The organism is Enterococcus sp. AZ079 (assembly GCF_050547255.1).
Lineage (GTDB): Bacteria > Bacillota > Bacilli > Lactobacillales > Enterococcaceae > Enterococcus_D > Enterococcus_D casseliflavus.
On the sequence record NZ_CP172955.1, the window covers coordinates 1,076,425 to 1,092,333 of the forward strand.

Consider the following 15,909-nt stretch of genomic DNA (forward strand, 5'->3'; position numbering starts at 1 on the left):
AGAAATGAGATAATGCTGTGGTGAGAAATACAAGTAAATTATTTAAGGAGCGTAATGAATGAAAGGGATTATTTTAGCAGGCGGTTCAGGAACACGCCTTTATCCATTAACAAAAGCAACTTCTAAACAATTGATGCCTATTTATGACAAACCAATGATTTTTTACCCAATGTCTACATTGATGTTGGCGGGGATCAAAGAAATTTTAATTATTTCCACTCCTCAAGATACTCCTCGCTTTCAAGAGTTATTCGGCGATGGCAAAGACTTAGGACTGCAAATTGACTATGCAGTACAGCCAAGTCCTGACGGCCTCGCTCAAGCATTCATTATTGGGGAAAAGTTTATCGGCACTGATAGTGTTTGTTTAGTCTTAGGAGACAATATTTATTATGGCGGCGGTCTATCGAAAATGCTTCAACGAGCTGCTGCAAAAGAATCAGGTGCAACTGTTTTTGGCTATCATGTAAATGATCCTGAACGATTTGGTGTAGTGGAGTTTGATGACGATATGCACGCCTTGTCTATTGAAGAAAAACCTGAGAAGCCGAAATCAAATTATGCTGTAACAGGTCTGTATTTCTATGATAACGAAGTAGTCGAAATAGCCAAGAATATCAAACCGTCTGCGCGTGGAGAATTAGAAATTACCGATATCAATAAAGTTTATCTAGAAAAAAATAAACTTTCTGTTGAAGTCATGGGAAGAGGTTTCGCTTGGCTTGATACAGGAACACATGAAACATTGCTTGAGGCATCTACTTTTATTGAAACGATTGAAAAACGGCAAAACTTGAAAGTTGCGTGTTTGGAAGAAATATCATTCCGAATGGGCTATATCACAAGAGAGCAGTTGGTTGCTTTAGCTGAGCCATTGAAAAAAAATCAGTATGGTCAATATTTATTACGACTAGCTGCTGAATAAAGAGGAGACGCTTTGATGAAAGTTATAGAAACAAAATTGACAGATGTAAAATTAATAGAGATGGACGTTTACGGCGATCATCGAGGTTTTTTTACTGAAAGCTATTCAAAAGAAAAATTTTCAGCACAAGGAATTGACTTTGATTTTGTTCAAGATAACCACTCATTATCTGCTGAAGCAGGTGTGTTAAGAGGCCTGCATTTTCAAAAAGGTGAAGCAGCACAGACAAAATTGATTCGTGTGGTGACTGGTGCGGTACTTGATGTTATCGTAGATATTCGTAAAGGCAGCCCGACCTATGGAGAGTGGGAAGGGTACTTGTTAACCGAACACAACCATCGTCAGTTATTAGTACCTCGCGGATTTGCTCACGGGTTTATGACACTGACCCCAAATGTGAACTTCTTGTATAAGTGTGACAACTATTATAATGCTGAAGCTGATGGCGGCATTGCATTTGATGATCCCGATTTGGCAATTACTTGGCCTATAGATGTGAAAAAAGCGATTCTATCAGAAAAAGATAAAAAACATCCAACACTGAAAGAATTTGAAATAGAAAATACATTTGTCTATGGTGAAGTATAAGGAGTGAAAGTGATGAAAAAAATTATTGTAACCGGTGGAGCAGGATTTATCGGCTCTAACTTTGTTCATTATGTGATCAATAATCATCCTGATGTTTTTGTAACAGTTTTAGATAAGCTGACCTATGCGGGAAATAAGAACAATCTTAATGGTCTTCCAAAGAATCGCTTCGAATTAGTTGTCGGCGACATTGCTGATCAGGAGCTGGTAGATAGATTGGTTCAGGATACAGACGCTGTCGTTCATTATGCTGCAGAATCTCATAATGACAACTCGTTGAAAGATCCTTTTCCGTTTGTTCAAACCAACATTATTGGAACGTATACGCTGATAGAAGCATGCCGAAAGTATAATGTAAGATACCATCATGTTTCAACCGATGAAGTATATGGCGATCTTCCTTTGAGAGAAGATCTTCCGGGACATGGCGAAGGAGCGGGAGAAAAATTCACGGACAAAACGCCGTATAACCCATCAAGTCCTTACTCTTCAACAAAAGCTGGTTCCGATCTTTTGGTAAAAGCTTGGGTACGCTCATTCGGTCTCCAAGCGACGATCTCCAATTGTTCTAATAATTATGGACCTTATCAACACATTGAGAAATTTATTCCTCGACAAATTACCAATATTTTGAGCGGCATCAAGCCGAAATTGTACGGTGACGGGAAAAATGTCCGTGACTGGATTCATACAAATGATCATTCATCAGCTGTGTGGACGATTTTAACAAAGGGACAAATGGGTGAAACGTATCTCATCGGTGCCGATGGTGAAGAGGATAATAAAGCAGTAATTGAACTGATTTTAGAACTAATGGATCAGCCCAAAGACGCGTATGAGCACGTAAATGATCGACCAGGTCATGATTTACGCTATGCAATTGATTCGACAAAATTGAAAGAAGAATTGGGCTGGCAACCGGAATTCACCAATTTCCGAGATGGCTTAGCCGATACGATTGAGTGGTATCGCAACAACGAAGAATGGTGGAAGACAGAAAAAGAAGCGGTAGAGAAAAATTATGCTGCGAATGGACAATAAATAAAAGCAGGGAAACCTGCTTTTTTTGAAGGGATGAGAAATATGATTTTACTGACAGGCGGAAATGGGCAGCTGGGCACGGAGCTGCGACATCTATTAGATGAAAAAGGATTAAAATATGTCTCAACGGATGCCCAGGAAATGGATATTACGGACGAACAAGCAACTCTTGCGTTTATTCAAGAATTAAAACCGACCGTTATTTATCATTGTGCTGCATACACAGCAGTAGATAAGGCGGAAGATGAAGGCAAGGAACTTGATGAGAAAATCAATGTCAACGGGACGGAAAACGTGGCGAAAGCGGCGAAAGCGGTAGGAGCAAAGTTTGTTTACATCAGTACTGATTATGTGTTCGATGGAACGAAAAAAGAGGGGGTCTACAAAGAAACAGATAAGCCGAATCCTCAAAATGAATACGGTCGTACAAAATTGTTGGGTGAACAAGCAGTGAAAGATCTTTTAGATGAATACTTCATTATCCGAACTTCATGGGTTTTTGGTAAATATGGACATAATTTTGTATATACAATGAAACGTTTAGCGCAAACGCACCCGCGCTTAACCGTCGTTGATGATCAATATGGCCGTCCAACATGGACCCGAACATTAGCTGAATTTATGGTTTATATTATCGAAAACAATGCAGACTATGGGATCTACCATCTATCAAATGACAATAGCTGTTCATGGTACGAATTTGCCAAAGAAATTCTGAAAGAAACGGATGTTGAGGTTGCACCTGTCACTTCAGCAGAATATCCGCAAAAAGCAAAACGACCACAATACTCGGTGTTGGATCTTACAAAAGCAAAGAATACCGGTTTTGTTATTCCTACTTGGGAAGAAGCATTGGCTGATATGACTGCATCTTTAGAGAAAGAAGAAAACTAGAAAAAGAGGGATCATGATGAAAGTTTCCGTTTTTGGTTTAGGTTATGTAGGATTAGCAAACGCTTTGTTATTGGCGCAAAAAGAAGAAGTACTTGCTTATGATATTGTGGATGAAAAAATCGATCAATTGCAAAAGAAAATCTCACCTCTTGAAGACAAAGAAATTCACCAATTTTTGGAGCGGACAGACTTGTCCGTTCATTTCACCAAAGCTTTTGATGAAGCTGTTGACTTTGGGGATGTATTAATTATTGCGACGCCTACAGATTACGATGAGCATAAAAACTATTTTGATACGTCGACTGTAGAATCGGTGATTGAAAAAGCGCTGGAGTTGCGTCCAGATGCTGTGTTTATTATTAAATCAACAGTTCCTGTAGGGTATACATTAGATCTTAAAGCACGTTTTAACACAGAGAACATTTTATTTTCACCTGAATTTTTGCGTGAGGGAAAAGCTTTATACGACAATTTGCATCCTTCGAGAATTGTTGTTGGAGAATGCAGTGAGCGAGCGAAAGAGATCGCCGAGATGTTCAAGCGAAATGCATGGGAAAATGAAATTCCCGTGCTTTTAACAAATCCGACTGAAGCTGAAGCAATAAAACTGTTTTCTAACACGTATCTGGCGCTGCGCGTGGCATATTTCAACGAATTAGATACCTATGCGGAAGTGAGGGGACTTGATTCACGACAAATCATTGAAGGCGTCGGGCTGGATCCTAGAATCGGCTCCCACTACAACAATCCGTCTTTTGGATACGGTGGCTACTGTCTGCCCAAAGATACCAAGCAGCTCCTAGCTAACTATGATAAGGTTCCGAATAATATCATTCAAGCGATCGTCGAAGCAAATACGACCCGCAAAGATTTCATCGCGGAGCAGATCCTTGATCGACAACCGAAAGTTGTGGGCATCTATCGATTGACTATGAAAGCTCATTCTGATAATTTCCGCTATTCTTCCATTCAAGGAATTATGAAGCGGATCAAAGCCCATGGAATCAACGTAGTAGTATACGAGCCTTCTTTAAAAGAGAAATCCTTCTATAACTCTGAAGTTATTGATGACTTTGAGACGTTTAAAAAGATCTCTGATGTTATTGTAGCAAATCGTATGGAAGATGTACTGCATGACGTAGAAGACAAAGTATACACAAGAGATTTGTTTGAAAGAGACTAAAAACTTTGAGAAAAAGGAGGCCAAATTTCGTTCGTTGAATGCGGCTTTCTTTTTTTCGTTTAATCTGTCAATGAAACATTAATTTTTTTTCTCAATTTTTGAAATGATCTGGTAAAGGTTGAGAAAGAGGGGAATGTCGAGTATACTTTTTAAGGATAGCTTTAAAAAGTTTTACCGTAAAAAAGATTAGTGGAACCTTAAAGGAGAAAATGATGTTCGAGCGTAAAAATAGAATTTTATTGAAAGAATTAGTAAAAACCGATTTTAAACTAAGATATCAAGGAAGTATTATGGGCTATGTTTGGTCTGTTTTAAAGCCCTTGATGCTGTTTACTGTCATGTATGTGGTCTTTGTACGTTTTCTTAAATTTGGACAAGATGTTCCTCACTTTGAAGTGGCGTTACTTTTGGGAACCGTTCTATGGAGCTTTTTTAGCGAAACGACAAATTTAGGTATGTCATCAATCGTCACACGAGGCGATCTGCTTAGAAAACTAAGCTTTCCTACACATATCATTGTTATTGCTGTATCGATCAACGCCTTAATCAATCTAGTAATCAGCCTTGTGATCGTTCTTTTATTTGCGATGATCAATGGAGCGGATATTTCAATCTATGCTTTTTTAGCACCGCTGCTTCTGATTGAACTCTATGCCTTTTCATTGGGCGTGTCTTTTATTTTGGCAACAATCTATGTTAGGTTTCGGGACATTGGACCGATCTGGGAGGTTGTCCTTCAAGCGGGTTTTTACCTTACACCGTTAATTTACCCATTGACACTTGTAATGAATATGGACGTGAACATTGCCAAACTTCTGATGATGAATCCAATGGCTCAAATTATTCAAGATATGCGGCATATCTTAACAAGTACAAGCAATATTACGGTATGGCAATTAATAAATACGAATTGGATCGTCGCAATTCCATATGTTTTGCCATGGATCGTATTAGTTGCTGGCTACATGATTTTTAATAAAAATTCGAAAAAATTTGCGGAGATTATTTAATATGAATAATGAAATAGCAGTGAAAGTTGATCATATAGGAAAATCGTTTCGTCTTCCTACAGAAAGTACAACGAGTTTAAAAAGAACGATCGTTAATTATTTTAAAGGAATCAAAGGATATAATGAGCAAAAAGTCCTAAGAGATATTTCGTTTGAAGTGAATAAAGGAGATTTCTTTGGAATTGTCGGAAGAAATGGGAGTGGAAAATCAACCTTATTAAAAATTATCTCCCAAATTTATACACCTGAAAAAGGGTCTGTAGAAGTGAACGGAAAATTGGTTTCCTTCATCGAGTTAGGTGTTGGATTCAATCCAGAATTAACTGGGAGAGAGAATGTCTATTTGAATGGCGCTATGCTTGGTTTTTCCGAAAAAGAAGTGGATGGAATGTATTCCGATATCGTTGAGTTTGCGGAATTAACTGAATTTATGAATCAAAAATTAAAGAATTATTCAAGCGGCATGCAGGTTCGACTTGCGTTTTCTGTAGCGATTCAAGCGAAAAGCGATATTTTAGTCTTAGATGAAGTATTGGCTGTCGGGGATGAAGCGTTCCAAAGAAAATGCAATGACTATTTCATGAAGGCCAAAGATGAGAACAAGACCATTATCCTCGTGACTCACTCAATGGAATCTGTTCGTAAATACTGTAATAAAGCACTGATGATCGATAAAGGGGAAGTAAAAATCATCGGGACCCCAGATGATGTAGCAAATCAATATTCTTTAGACAATGTTACACAGACGGGGACCTCCACCGTTATTGAAAAAACAGACGATATCGATGTAAAGAAAGAAGAAGAGAACGATTACATTAAAGACTTCAAAGTACGGTTGCTATCAGATGAACTAATAGAGAAAGATCAAAAAAGAATAGCGTTTGAAGTTTCGTATGAAGTTTTAGAGGAAATGAAAACATATATAGCTTTTTCTTTAACGGATATTGATCGAAATATTTGGGTATATAATGACAATTCATTAGATCATATGACCACAGGCTTAGGGAAAAAAACTTTGCGTTATACATGTAATTTGAACGAAATGAATGGTTGCAAACTTCGGTTAGGTGTTTCAGTCAGAAATGAATCAGACCAACCATTCGCGTTCTCTGATAAGGAGAATTCACCTATTATAATTATTTCTCCAAAAAAAGAAATGTCTAAAAGCGAGAGAATTTCTTCTAGCGGATTAGTTAGACGAAATGGATCTTGGGAAGAAATCGAAATATAGTCTGGTAATGAGGTGGGCAAAACTTTATGGGGTTAGTATCTGTTATTGTGACATGTTACAATCACGAAAAATATATTGAACAATGTTTAAAAAGTGTACTTTCTCAAACATATCCTGAGATTGAACTGCTTGTTATAAATGATGGTTCAACTGATAAATCAGAAGAAATAATTCTTAAAACTCTTGAACTTTCTAACACAAAATATGAGTATATTTATCAAGAGAACAGTGGTGTTTGCGTAACAAGAAACCGTGGGTTAGATTGGATAAAGGGCAAATATGTTCTTTTTATTGACAGTGATAACTATCTCGATCCTGAGTTTATTGAAAAATTAGTTTCTTTGGCTGAAAGCGAAGAGGTCGATATAGTATATACCGACTTAATCAATGCTTCATCAAAAGAACTTTTCATGAAAGCCAGACCGTTCGAGCTTCAAGCCTATCTAACAAATAATTTTATTGATAATTGTTCACTAATACGAGCATCCATCATTAAAGATGTTCGTTATGACTTGAATTTAAACCGAAAAAAATTAGTTGATTATGATTTTATCATGAATTTAATTTTAGTTAATAAAGCAAAACCAAAAAAATGTGAAGAAGCTAAGCTGAATTATCGAGTACTAGCAAATTCGATTTCTAGGACCGGAGAGCATTCTTCTGATAAATTTTATTATGAAGTTTATTTTTATATATTAAGAAAACATATTGAAGACTATCCCAATGAAATTCTTAATGCAGTTTCACACAATACTATGATATTGGAAAATAGATTAAGCAATCTCACAAAACATTTGACTGAGTTAACAGAACATGTAAAGAATCAAGATCACGAAATTATCGTGAAAAACGATGAAAAAAAACTTTTAGAATTGGATAAGCAAAATCTGCTTGTTGAAAGAAAAGAGTTGGGTGAACATTTCTCTTATGAAATTGAAAAATATGAAAAAGAACAATTTACAATGAAACAAATTATTGCAACTTTGGAAAATGAGAAAAATGAAATTCGAAATTCAAATTCATATAAATTAGGGAATCTTTTCATCAAGCCGATACATTATGGATATCGCTTTATTAAAAATCCAGCTCTTGCTTTAAAAGTGTGGAGTAAATTAAAAGAGAACACAAGAAAATACTCAACAAAAGTTGTAAAACCCTCTACACTCCTGATGAGGGTTAAAAGGAGTGTAGAGAGAAAGAATAATAACTATGTTGCTCCATCAAGAATTTTGATTTTTGTTATTTATGAAGACAAAGAGAAATTACAAGAATATAAACTTCTTTTCTTGAAAGCATTTAAAGCTCTATGTACAGATCTCTTAATTATAGTAAATGGTGATTTACCAAGCTCGGATATTGAGCAGTTGGAACAATTAGGCCGTGTAGAAACCAGAGAAAATAAAGGATACGATACGGCAGCATTTAGACATGGAATTTTGTTTTTGGGTAAAGAGAAGCTTTTGGAATATGATGAGTTACTGTTAGTAAATGATACCAACATTGGACCTGTTGGTGAATTATCATCTATTTTTAAAAAAATGGCAGATAAAAAACTGGATTTTTGGGGTTTGACTTATGGAGAAGAATATAACGATTTTACTAATTTAAACAAATACGGCTATATTCCTAAACACTTACAGTCTTACTTCTTAGTAATAGAAAAGACATTGCTTTCTTATTCAGGGTTTTATTCTTATTGGGAAAAAATGAATGATACAAATTCAAGAGATAAAGCAATTGGTATGCACGAAACGGTATTCACAAAGCATTTTTCAGATTTAGGATTTAAGCATGGTGCGCTAACAGAAAAAAACGAGGATAGTGCAATGTATATCCATCCTCTTGAGATGCTTAAAGAGGGTATACCAGTAATCAAATATACTGCATTATCAAACTATACAAATGAGAAATTTATTTGGCAAGGCTTGAATAGGCAAACAGAAATCCCTAGTTTGGTAAAATATATAGAAGAAAAGACAGATTATCCTGTTAAAATCATCAAAGAGATCATAGAGGATATAAAGGAGAAAGATTCACAAAAGTATGTATTGATTATTGATGGTGTTGAAAATGTTATTCCACAACTGACAAAATATCGTGTTGAAAATAAAATTGAACAATTAAAAAATTTGAATTTTAGAGTGAAGTCTGTGGGACTTTCTGAGCTGAAAATTAGCGATGCAGAAAGAGCGAGCCATATTATAATTTATAGAGCGCCATATAATGAGATGCTGGTCAATTTGATTCAAGTGGCCAAAGAATTTAATAAGCCAGTTTTATATGATATTGATGATTTAGTGATTGATACGAAATACACTGACCAGCTTTCGTATGTTAAAGGATTATCTAAAATAGAGAAGCAAAATTATGATGCTGGCGTGACTAACTATGGAAAAATGCTGGTTCTATGTGATATTGCAATAGCTTCCACAGAAGATTTGAAAAAAGAGCTAAAAAAGTATAATACTAAAGTGTTGTTAAACCGTAACTTAGGCAGTGAGGAATTAATAAAGCTAAGCAATAATGCAGAAAAACTTAGTGATGCATCATGTGTTCATATTGGGTATTTTTCTGGATCAATTACTCATAACGAAAATTTTGAATTAATTATGCCGGCAATATTGAAAATTTTAGCTTCCTTTAATAACGTGAAATTACATTTAGCGGGTCATATCGATATTCCGAATGAGTTAAAAGAATATAGTGAACAAATTGTGATCCATCCATTTGTTGACTGGAGATTGCTGCCGCAACTTGTTAAAAATGTAGATATAAATCTTGCGCCGCTTGTCGACACTATATTTAACAGGGCAAAATCTGAAATTAAGTGGTTAGAAGCTGGGTTATTAAAAATTCCAACAATTGCCAGTAACATTGGATCATTCAAGGACATGATAATTGAAGGTGAAACTGGCATTTTAGTTGATTCATCTGAAGATTGGTTTGAAAAACTAGAGCTGCTTGTAACGAATGGAGAGTTGCGCAAAAAAATTGGACGTAACGCGTATAATTATGTTGTTAACAATTGTACGACAATTCAACATAACGATGAATTGACAGATTTTTTATCTGAAGAGGCAAAAAATAAAATAAACGATTAAATAAAATATTCTTTAGTATAGGTATGTTTTAAATGAAGGAGACAAGATGAAAACAATACTTTTCGTGTCACCAACGGGTACGCTCGATAATGGAGCAGAAATATCTATCGTCAACTTAATGAAGTTTTTAGCTGCAGAAGGATATCATGTAGTTAATGCAGCACCGATATATGGAGTTGCAACAGAAAATGATTATTCTAGATATTGTGAGTCCAATGGCATTGAATGCTATTTGATCAATAACCAACGTTGGTGGTGGGAAGATGCTCCCGCACATATATTTGGTTCAGAAGAAGAAAGAGTTGTTTCATATAGAGACACAATTAAGACATTAACCGAGATTATAAAAGAAAAACAAGTGGATGTGGTGATTACAAATACGGTAAATATGTTTCAAGGTGCTCTTGCTTCTTGTCTAGAATCTATTCCTCATATCTGGTTAATTCATGAATATCCAGAAAAAGAGTTTGCTTACTATAAGAATAAACTAGATTTTATTGATCAATTTTCCACGGATATATTTTCGGTCACAGGTGATTTAAACAATCATCTGAATAAATTATTTAATAGTAGAGAAATACTTCCTTTTGCGCCGTATACAGAACTAAAAAGTTCAAATATTCAAATAGGAAAGAAAAAAAGAATCGTTTCAGTTGGAAGAATAACCAAAAGAAAAAATCAATTGGAGCTAATTCGAGCATTCCATGAAATAAATAGAAAAGATATCGAACTAGTTTTTGTTGGCGGTTGGGATGAAGAGTATAAAAGAGAATGCGAACGATATATAAAGGAGCATACTATTGCATCAGTTTCTTTTACCGGGAATGTAGAGAATCCATGGGATATAGTTACAGATAAGGATATTTGTGTATTTACATCAAGTTTAGAGACATATGGATTAGTTTATGTAGAAGCTTTACTCAATGGTATTCCAGTGATCATTTCGGACAATCCAGGCCATTTATCTGCATATGAGATGTTTCAACATGGGAAAATATATCCATTAGGTAATATTGATTCGCTTGTAGAGGCTATTAATTATTTTATAGACAATTTTGAAGAAGTAAAAAGTAAATCAGAAATGTTCATTAAAACAGCGAAAGAAAAATATCAAATCAAGTCAGTTTATCATGTTTTAATAGAAAGAATAAATCAAGCAAAGACAAATGAACATGCTATAAGACACATAAAAAACTTATTAGTAATCAACGAAAAGAAAAGTAAATTAGCAAATCTAGAAATAAAAATAAGAACCTTTGTGCAGAGAGTGATGTATAAAATTAAAAATAAATAAATACTTAAGGGGTTAAAATAATGGTTCGAAACAAATTACGAGAACCGCAAGGGATTTTTCTCGTACTAGCAACTCTATTTATAGGGATTTCGGTATTTTTAATGCCTATTAATAGAGTGCCCGATGAGATGAACCATGCGAGAATGGCATGGAATTCAATATTTGTAAGAACTGACACGAGTTTTGATTGGATGAATAGTGTTAGTGCAGATACTGAAATTAACAAAAGTGAATATAAACAGTTGTTTACGGAAAAAATTGATTTATCCGAGGAAAAATTTCAACCAAGCTTTGAGTTGAAAAGAATTATGCATATTCCGCAAGTTTTAGGAATGATACTAGGAAGCATTGTTTATCCATCAATAGGCGTAATGGTAACATTGGGACGCTTATTTAACGCTGTATTTTATATAGCCAGTATGTATTTAATTATTACAAAGACTAGATACGGTAAATGGTCGATGGTGCTTTTATCTTTACTCCCTATAATGGTTCAACAAGCAGGATCATTATCTTATGATGCTGCAAACTTCGTAGCGATTCTTGGCTTTTTTGCCTTTTTAAGCTTAATGATTGAAAATCCTCAAATCAATTTAAAAAAGTTGTTTCAAATTTTGCTATTTGCTCTAGCACTATATATTACGAAAAGTAATAACTTTTTATTTCTATTGCTTCTGTTCCCAATCAATTTCATATTAGCAGGAAAACTTTCTCCTTTGGAGAAAGTTAATCAGCATATAAGAAAGTTGATCTTCAAATACAAATATATACTGATCGTCCTTTTGCTTGTTCTTGGGGGATTAGTAGGTATTAAAATGTTTGGTGGTATACAGGGAATTAAAGAATTACTGCTCGTTTTGGTGAGAACTCTATTTAATAATAATCTAAATGGACATTTAAACAGCATTTTAACCGTGGGTATGTTTGGTTATATTGGGTTGTTTTCGGTAGAAATCCCTTTATGGATTATTTTTATAGATGTAGCTTTATTGGCTTTTATTTCTGCTCTGAATAGTGATTTTGAAATCAAGAAAATATTCGGATTTTCATCGTTAGCAATCATTGTAATTCAAATTTTGGCTATAATCGCTGGAATGTACTATGCTTGGACACCGCTAGTATTAGGAGAGAATGCAATAATTTCGGTAGGTGCACAAGGGAGATACTTTACTCCGTTTCTTATTTTTCTTGTTCCTTTTTTCATCTCATTAAAAGATAGCATAAAAGTCGAGATGAGTGAAAAGCTATTAAGGTTTGCTATAATATTAACTTTAGTATTCAATTTTATTGTTTCTACAGGCTTGGTTTTGGATACTTATTGGTTTTTATGATGGGAGAACTTATGAACAGGGTTGCTTATCTTTAGATTAGTTTTTTTTCTTTTCTAATTCATTTTCAGTATAGAAATTTGCTAATTCTGTTTTTTCAATAATAGATGAAATGAGTTGTGTAAAATCAAATCTGGGTCAGAATGAACCACATTCTGGCTCAGATTTTTTGTTATCTTACATTGATTAATTGATTGATCAAAAAGATTCTAATTCTCATGTTCTCGAATGATTTAAATCCGTAGGATACTCGTTTCATTGTCTTTATGTGGGTATTCTTCGCTTCTATTTTTCCATTGGAATAAGGATAGATCATTGCGTTGGTGATGCCTTCTTCATAGGTAAGGAGGTTTTGAAACTTTTCCCGAAAGCTGTCATCTAACGTTTCGGGAAGTTCTGCCAATAAGGAGAAAAATAAGTCAGGGTCTTTGTCTCGAAAGGCTTCAACTAATTCATGAAAAAAGGGATACGCCTCCTTCCAGGGCGTAGAAAAGTCAAGCAATCGATCAATCATCATCGTTTCTGTCCCATAAAAATTATAGAGGCTGATTTTTTGAGGAGAATGATTAGGCGGTTGAGAAATAGAAAGCCTTATTCTCATTACATGATATAAATATCTTTTGATGTCATGTTGTAACAGGAAACTTGAAATGCTTTTAATTTTCACTTTATAGATAATGGGATTATAAGAAGTCTGTTAAAATAAAATTTCGCTTTTTTACCAAAAAAATATTCATATAATTATATTATGATTAAAATAAAAAAAGGTGATAAATCAAGCAGCATTCTTTTTTAATTTACCTCTACTCACAATATAGTTGATTTAATAAATATTAAAGTAATAATCGCTCTTTAAAGAATCGATGTAAAAAAGGTATTTTAAGAAAACTTTTTTATGTACAAAAGTAGTATAAACGAGAGGATATTATGATTGACTTGCAATTCTGTCATGCAGGTCACCTTAGAAAGTGTAATTTGGCTGATACATAAAAAGTGGTTGTGGACAATCAAGAAAAATCTCCCCTCTTCCAGTTGCTACTATATATTTTTTATTTTAAGAGCGGATGTGAAATATTGTTGTTATTTGAAAAAAGAGTTTATAGATTAGACCAGCAAAATATTTTTGGATTTTGAATCGTGTTTAAAAAAAATATTAGATTTCTATCAGAATATATTATTTCAAAAACTACTTAATCATATAGCTAACAAGAAAGTGATCTTTCTGACATGTTGCTTTGAGCAAGCGAAAAAAAAGACAAAAACATCACTTGGATGCTTTTGTCGGGGCGATTTATGAAGTATTCCATGCAGCAGCGATCGATATATTTTTCACTAATTATTACTATTTGTATTTATGGTAAGATCCGAACCTTTCATTATATACTTATTATAAAAACTTGAGTTTTTACTTAATTCAGAGGTAAATGTCTCGTATCCCAAGAATTCCATTAAAGTATTAGTATCAGAATATAAATTAGTACCTAGTCCTATTCGGTCGCCTTCTATTTGTACGCCTAGTGCGGCCAATGTTGTAGGGAAAAGATCGAGTGTGCTAAATTGACGCTCAGTGTTATTTAATGTAGTAATAGGAGAGTTGATGAATAAATTAAAAACCGTTCTCTGGTAAGTTTCTTCTATTGAAGCGAAGTAACCTTGGTCCATATTTAAATGGTCTCCAGCAATAACAATAGTTGTATTTTCATAAAATGGCTGTGCTTTTATCCAAGCAATAAAGTCGCCAATCATCTGATCCGAATAATAAATAACATTGCTAAGCTGTTCATCAAAAATCTCAGGTGTATTTTCATTTTTGTATCCATCTGGAAAATGAGTATCTGCCGTTAGCATAGTCAAATTAAATGGCTGGTCTAGTGATGCTTGTTCCAAAAGTGTGTTTTTCGCAAATTCAAAGAGTTTCTCATCCTCATATCCCCACCATACTTTTCTATCTTTTGGTATCCAACCATGGTCATTAGCATAATTATAATCCCGTATCTCGTAGTCTCCATGTTGCTCATAAAATTTCTTCCTACCGCCAAAATCGGCGTCTGACCCCAATAATAAAATTTGGTTATATCCGTTGTCATGTAATATGTCACCTATAGAGGTAATTCCTGGCATGAAATGTTCAGTATTGCCATAGTCGTTTTCACTATATCCGCCGGTCACACGTAAAGGCACGCCTGTGCTTTGTCCAACCATTCCTCCTACCGTAAATCCAACACCAGGAACTTGAATTGCCCCCCCTAACAGCTTTTGGTTGGAGAAATTTAGTCCATCTGAATATGAGAGTTCTGTGATATTAGGCATTAAATTTTCTTGTTGGGCGCCTCCAACAGCTGACGAAAGATAAGTTGTCTCTAAGGACTCAACAAAAATATAAATCAAGTTTCTCTTGTCCTCAGGAAAAGTTATAGAAATCGAATTTGGATCAACATAAAAATCTTCATATATAGTTGATTTTTCAAAAAAGTAAGCTTTCAATTCATTAAAACCAAGTTTATTAAGGCCTAATACTATATTTGCTAACAATAAAATTACTGTAAAAAAAATAGAAAGAAAGCATGATTTTTTTGAAAATTTGACTATTCTAGTGGTTTTCGAAGAACGAATCATAATCATGAAATAGAGTAGAATGATGATAATTTGTGTAATGACTATAGAGTTTAGTAAAGGACCTAAAAGATATGCGTAAATCTGTCCTTGATCAGTTCCAGTTAGCGGTTGAGAAAGTGTATAAAAAATTTCATCTATTCCAACGTTTCCGAAGTAGCTTTTAGTCCAATAGGCGCTATTAGAGGCCAAAAAACCTAAAAATGTCAACAATATCAGTAGTAGTGAAAGTGCAACATATTTTTTATCAATCTTTATAGGTTTCTCAAGCCAATAGTTTGAACCAAATCTAAAAATTGCATAGAAAATTATCGCAAGGACTAATGAGAGTATGGTCCTTACAACCGTACCATTTTCTGAAACCCTTTCTAAAAAAAGTACGACTCGAGTAAAATTGGATGAAATAAAAGTACTAAGGGTGAAATGAAAGCTAGCAATAAAAAAAGCGAAAAAAAGCCGCTTCAAAAAGGTAGAGCGACAGTAAAAAAACAAAATAAAAAAAAGACCCAGGCTTATAAGCATTTAAAAAATCCTCCCAGAAAAAACTGTTTTAGAAATAAGTGTCGTTAGCAAAAAGTTTAATATAAATCTTCGATTAAGTAAATTATTTCATTAAATACAATCTTAAAAAGATGAAGTATGATAAAGTAAGAAAAGGTTATATATTTTATTTGATTATTGAGATTTATTTAGAAGTCGAG

The 15,909-nt window shown here is 34.3% G+C and carries 11 protein-coding genes and 1 pseudogene; 10 read left to right on the plus strand and 2 right to left on the minus strand.

What is annotated here, in order from left to right; all coding sequences use genetic code 11:
• The first annotated feature begins 58 nt into the window (after positions 1-58).
• The 10 genes from rfbA (at position 59) to IGJ15_RS05400 (ending at position 12,598) form a co-directional block, all read left to right on the plus strand.
• Positions 59-925: a glucose-1-phosphate thymidylyltransferase RfbA gene (rfbA, locus tag IGJ15_RS05355; protein WP_060792921.1), complete on the plus strand. Its 867-nt coding sequence runs from the start codon at positions 59-61 to the stop codon at positions 923-925.
• 15 nt (positions 926-940) lie between these two features.
• On the plus strand, positions 941-1,513 hold the full coding sequence (rfbC, locus tag IGJ15_RS05360) for a dTDP-4-dehydrorhamnose 3,5-epimerase (RefSeq protein WP_060792922.1): 573 nt from the start codon (positions 941-943) through the stop codon (positions 1,511-1,513).
• A 12-nt stretch (positions 1,514-1,525) separates the two neighbouring features.
• Positions 1,526-2,554: a dTDP-glucose 4,6-dehydratase gene (gene rfbB, locus IGJ15_RS05365; protein ID WP_060792923.1), complete on the plus strand. Its 1,029-nt coding sequence runs from the start codon at positions 1,526-1,528 to the stop codon at positions 2,552-2,554.
• Between the two features lie 42 nt (positions 2,555-2,596).
• Complete coding sequence (rfbD, locus tag IGJ15_RS05370; RefSeq protein ID WP_060792924.1) at positions 2,597-3,448, plus strand: dTDP-4-dehydrorhamnose reductase; 852 nt, start codon at positions 2,597-2,599, stop codon at positions 3,446-3,448.
• A 16-nt stretch (positions 3,449-3,464) separates the two neighbouring features.
• On the plus strand, positions 3,465-4,631 hold the full coding sequence (locus tag IGJ15_RS05375; RefSeq protein WP_060792925.1) for a nucleotide sugar dehydrogenase: 1,167 nt from the start codon (positions 3,465-3,467) through the stop codon (positions 4,629-4,631).
• 209 nt (positions 4,632-4,840) lie between these two features.
• On the plus strand, positions 4,841-5,641 hold the full coding sequence (locus tag IGJ15_RS05380) for an ABC transporter permease (protein WP_005229524.1): 801 nt from the start codon (positions 4,841-4,843) through the stop codon (positions 5,639-5,641).
• A gap of 1 nt (position 5,642) precedes the next feature.
• Positions 5,643-6,872 carry an ABC transporter ATP-binding protein gene (locus tag IGJ15_RS05385; RefSeq protein ID WP_010749353.1) on the plus strand — a complete coding sequence of 410 codons (1,230 nt, stop codon included), beginning with the start codon at positions 5,643-5,645 and terminating at the stop codon, positions 6,870-6,872.
• A 26-nt stretch (positions 6,873-6,898) separates the two neighbouring features.
• On the plus strand, positions 6,899-9,973 hold the full coding sequence (locus tag IGJ15_RS05390; protein ID WP_086295562.1) for a rhamnan synthesis F family protein: 3,075 nt from the start codon (positions 6,899-6,901) through the stop codon (positions 9,971-9,973).
• A gap of 46 nt (positions 9,974-10,019) precedes the next feature.
• Positions 10,020-11,267 (plus strand): glycosyltransferase family 4 protein, encoded by a 1,248-nt coding sequence (locus IGJ15_RS05395; protein ID WP_060792927.1) that lies wholly within the window; start codon positions 10,020-10,022, stop codon positions 11,265-11,267.
• A 20-nt stretch (positions 11,268-11,287) separates the two neighbouring features.
• Positions 11,288-12,598: a DUF2142 domain-containing protein gene (locus tag IGJ15_RS05400; RefSeq protein WP_060792928.1), complete on the plus strand. Its 1,311-nt coding sequence runs from the start codon at positions 11,288-11,290 to the stop codon at positions 12,596-12,598.
• A 169-nt stretch (positions 12,599-12,767) separates the two neighbouring features.
• On the opposite strand, the pseudogene IGJ15_RS05405 reads toward IGJ15_RS05400, so the two are convergent.
• Both IGJ15_RS05405 and IGJ15_RS05410 read right to left on the minus strand, forming a co-directional pair.
• Positions 12,768-13,121 (minus strand): annotated as a pseudogene (locus IGJ15_RS05405) (transposase); the annotation flags it as partial.
• A gap of 806 nt (positions 13,122-13,927) precedes the next feature.
• Entirely contained in the window at positions 13,928-15,730 is a 1,803-nt protein-coding gene (locus IGJ15_RS05410) for an LTA synthase family protein (protein WP_071859262.1), read from the minus strand.
• Positions 15,731-15,909: the final 179 nt, after the last annotated feature.

Excerpts from the sequence above, each read along its gene's own strand:
- rfbA (WP_060792921.1), top strand. The coding sequence starts at position 59 with ATGAAAGGGATTATTTTAGCAGGCGGTTCAGGAACACGCCTTTATCCA.
- rfbC (WP_060792922.1), top strand. The coding sequence starts at position 941 with ATGAAAGTTATAGAAACAAAATTGACAGATGTAAAATTAATAGAGATG.
- rfbB (WP_060792923.1), top strand. The coding sequence starts at position 1,526 with ATGAAAAAAATTATTGTAACCGGTGGAGCAGGATTTATCGGCTCTAAC.
- rfbD (WP_060792924.1), top strand. The coding sequence starts at position 2,597 with ATGATTTTACTGACAGGCGGAAATGGGCAGCTGGGCACGGAGCTGCGA.
- IGJ15_RS05375 (WP_060792925.1), top strand. The coding sequence starts at position 3,465 with ATGAAAGTTTCCGTTTTTGGTTTAGGTTATGTAGGATTAGCAAACGCT.
- IGJ15_RS05380 (WP_005229524.1), top strand. The coding sequence starts at position 4,841 with ATGATGTTCGAGCGTAAAAATAGAATTTTATTGAAAGAATTAGTAAAA.
- IGJ15_RS05385 (WP_010749353.1), top strand. The coding sequence starts at position 5,643 with ATGAATAATGAAATAGCAGTGAAAGTTGATCATATAGGAAAATCGTTT.
- IGJ15_RS05390 (WP_086295562.1), top strand. The coding sequence starts at position 6,899 with ATGGGGTTAGTATCTGTTATTGTGACATGTTACAATCACGAAAAATAT.
- IGJ15_RS05395 (WP_060792927.1), top strand. The coding sequence starts at position 10,020 with ATGAAAACAATACTTTTCGTGTCACCAACGGGTACGCTCGATAATGGA.
- IGJ15_RS05400 (WP_060792928.1), top strand. The coding sequence starts at position 11,288 with ATGGTTCGAAACAAATTACGAGAACCGCAAGGGATTTTTCTCGTACTA.
- IGJ15_RS05410 (WP_071859262.1), bottom strand. The coding sequence starts at position 15,730 with ATGCTTATAAGCCTGGGTCTTTTTTTTATTTTGTTTTTTTACTGTCGC.